The organism is Pseudomonas citronellolis (genome assembly GCF_029335315.1).
Taxonomy (GTDB): Bacteria; Pseudomonadota; Gammaproteobacteria; order Pseudomonadales; family Pseudomonadaceae; genus Pseudomonas; species Pseudomonas citronellolis_A.
This window is the reverse complement of the sequence record NZ_JARJLT010000218.1, coordinates 1-2,881: the sequence shown is the minus strand read 5'-3', so window position 1 is coordinate 2,881 and position 2,881 is coordinate 1. Positions and strand designations below refer to the sequence as shown.

General features: G+C 71.0%; 2 protein-coding genes. Both read right to left on the bottom strand.

The genetic code is table 11. The features are described from left to right. Positions 1–5: 5 nt before the first annotated feature. The gene (atuF, locus tag P3W75_RS17325; RefSeq protein WP_276228544.1) at positions 6–1,994 is read right to left on the bottom strand and encodes a geranyl-CoA carboxylase subunit apha; all 1,989 of its coding nucleotides are present in this window, start codon (positions 1,992–1,994) and stop codon (positions 6–8) included. A 65-nt stretch (positions 1,995–2,059) separates the two neighbouring features. Then, positions 2,060–2,857 (bottom strand): isohexenylglutaconyl-CoA hydratase, encoded by a 798-nt coding sequence (gene atuE / locus P3W75_RS17320; RefSeq protein WP_276228545.1) that lies wholly within the window; start codon positions 2,855–2,857, stop codon positions 2,060–2,062. Positions 2,858–2,881: the final 24 nt, after the last annotated feature.

Genomic DNA, 2,881 nt, shown 5'->3' with positions numbered 1-2,881 from the left:
GATGCTCAGATTTCTTCGGACTCTACCTCCACCAGCAGCTGGCGGCTCTTCACCTGTTCGCCCTTGCTCACCTGGACGCGGCGGATGATGCCGTCGACCCCGGCCTTGAGCGGGTGCTCCATCTTCATCGCCTCCAGCACCAGCAGCAGCTGGCCCTTGCTGACCCGCGCGCCCTCGGTTACCAGCACGTCGACGATGGCACCGTCCATCGGTGCCTTGACCGTGCCGGAACCCGCGCCGCCCTGGGCGCCGGCCGGCTCGTGGGTGACGTCGCGCAGTTCCAGGTTGCCGTTGGCGCGGTACAGCCACAGCCGTCCGTCACGCTGGTGGTAGGCGATGCGCCGGCGCACGCCGTTGACCTCGGCCACCAGCCAGCGGCCATCGCTGGCGATCAGTTGCAGGGCGATGACCGACTCGCCGAGATAGGCCAGCAGTTTCGGCTGTTCGCCGGGCTCCAGTACATCCAGTTCCAGCCTGTGCTGGCGCTCGCCGTCGTGCAGGACGAAGCTCCAGGGCGCGCCGCGCCCGTTGCGCCAGCCGGCCAGGCCGCCCTGGTGCGCACGGGCGTTGGCCGAGGCGCGGTAGAGCAGCGCGGCGGCCAGGGCCAGGTCGGTGAACTGCGAGTTCTGCGGGCGCAGGCTCGGGTCGTCGGCGAAGTGCTCGGCGATGAACGCAGTGGTGGCGTTGCCGGCGGCGAATTCCGGGTGCGCCAGCAGGTTGGCGAGGAAGCGCTGGTTGGCCTTGACCCCGAGCAGCACGCAGTCCTCCACGGCGCGCACCAGCTTGCGCCGGGCCTCGTCGCGGGTGGCGCCGTAGGCGATCACCTTGGCCAGCATGGGGTCGTAGAAGGGCGTCACGGCCTGGCCTTCGACCAGGCCGTGATCGATGCGTACGCCGTCGAGCAGCTGCGGTTCCCAGCGCAGCACCTCGCCGGTCTGCGGCAGGAAACCATTGCCGGCGTCCTCGGCGTACAGGCGCACTTCGATGGCGTGGCCGCGCAGCTGGATCTCGTCCTGCCGCAGCGGCAGCGCTTCGCCCTGGGCGACGCGCAGTTGCCAGGCCACCAGGTCCTGCCCGGTGACCAGTTCGGTGACCGGGTGCTCGACCTGCAGGCGGGTGTTCATTTCCAGGAAGTAGAAGGCGCCGCTGGCGTCCAGCAGGAATTCCACGGTGCCGGCGCCGACGTAGTTCACCCGCGCGGCGGCCTTCACCGCGGCTTCGCCCATGGCCTGGCGCAGCTCGGCCGAAAGCACCGGGCAGGGCGCTTCCTCGACCACCTTCTGGTGCCGGCGCTGCACCGAGCAGTCGCGTTCGCCGAGGTAGACGAGGTTGCCGTGGTGGTCGCCGAATACCTGGATTTCCACGTGACGCGGACGGATCACCGCCTTTTCCAGGATCAGTTCGTCGCTGCCGAAGGCGTTCAGCGCTTCCGAGCGCGCGGTGCGCAACTGCGCAGCCAGTTCGTCGGCCGCCTGCACCAGGCGCATGCCGCGCCCGCCGCCGCCGGCGCTGGCCTTGATCATCAGCGGGTAGCCGATGCGCTCGGCCTCGCGGGCCAGGGTCGCGTCGTCCTGGGCCGCGCCTTCGTAGCCGGGAATGCAGGGCACGCCGGCTTCGAGCATGGCGATCTTCGACAGGCGCTTGCTGCCCATCAGGTGGATGGCGTCCACGCCGGGGCCGATGAACACGATGCCGGCCGTCTCGCAGGCGCGGGCGAACTCGGCGTTCTCCGAGAGGAAGCCGTAGCCGGGGTGCACGGCGTTGGCGCCGGTGCGCCACGCGGCGTCGAGAATCGCCGCAGGCTTGAGGTAGGACTGGCCGACCGGCGCCGGGCCGATGCACACGGCCTCGTCGGCCAGCTGCACATGGCGCGCCTCGGCGTCGGCCTCGCTGTACACGGCCACGGTACGGTAGCCCAGGTCGTGGGCGGTGCGGATCACCCGGCAGGCGATCTCGCCGCGGTTGGCGATGAGGATCTTGTCGAAGCTGGGCATGCTGGTTTCCCTCTCCCCAACCCTCTCCCGTCAGGGAGAGGGGGCTGTCTGCTGCGCGCGCTGAGTTACTGCGCCCAGTTCGGTTTGCGTTTCTGCACGAAGGCCATCGTGCCCTCGGCGCCTTCTGCGCCGGTCACCGCGGCGGCGAACTGGCGTGCGGCGTCGTCCAGCAGCGGGCCCAGGGGCTCGCTCTCGGTGGCCAGCAGCAGCGCCTTGGTCGCGGCGTTGGCGCCGGGGGCGCAGCGGCGCACCTGCTCCAGGGTTTCTTCCAGGCGCTGGCCGAGGGTGTCGGCGTCGGCCTCGCTGAAGTGCACCAGGCCCAGGCGCAGCGCCTCGCGGCCATCGAAGCGGGCGGCGCTGAGCGCCAGGCGGCGGGCCTGGGTCAGGCCGACGCGCTTGACCACGAAGGGCGCGATCTGCGCCGGCAGGATGCCCAGGCTGGTTTCCGGCAGGCCGAACTGGGCGCCGTCGGCGGCCAGGGCGATGTCGCTGACGCAGGCCAGGCCGAAGCCGCCGCCGAGCACGGCGCCTTCCAGTACCGCGACCAGCACCTGTGGCTGTGCCTGGGCTTCTTCCAGCAGCGCGCCGAAGGCGCGGTTCAGTGCGGCGTAAGCCTCGGGGCCGGCGGCGCGGGCGCCGGCCATGTCCTTGATGTCGCCGCCGGCGCAGAAGTGCCCGCCGGCGCCACGCAGGACGATGGCGCGCACCTCGCGCCGGTCGCGCACGGCGGCGAGCACCGCGCGCAGTTCGCCGACCATCGCCAGGCTCATGGCGTTGCGGCTGTCCGGGCGGTTCAGGGTGACGTGCAGCACGCCACCGTCACGTTCCAGCAGCAGGGTTTCGCAGTTCGGCAATTGGCTCATGCCGGAAATCCTCGTCGATTCGTC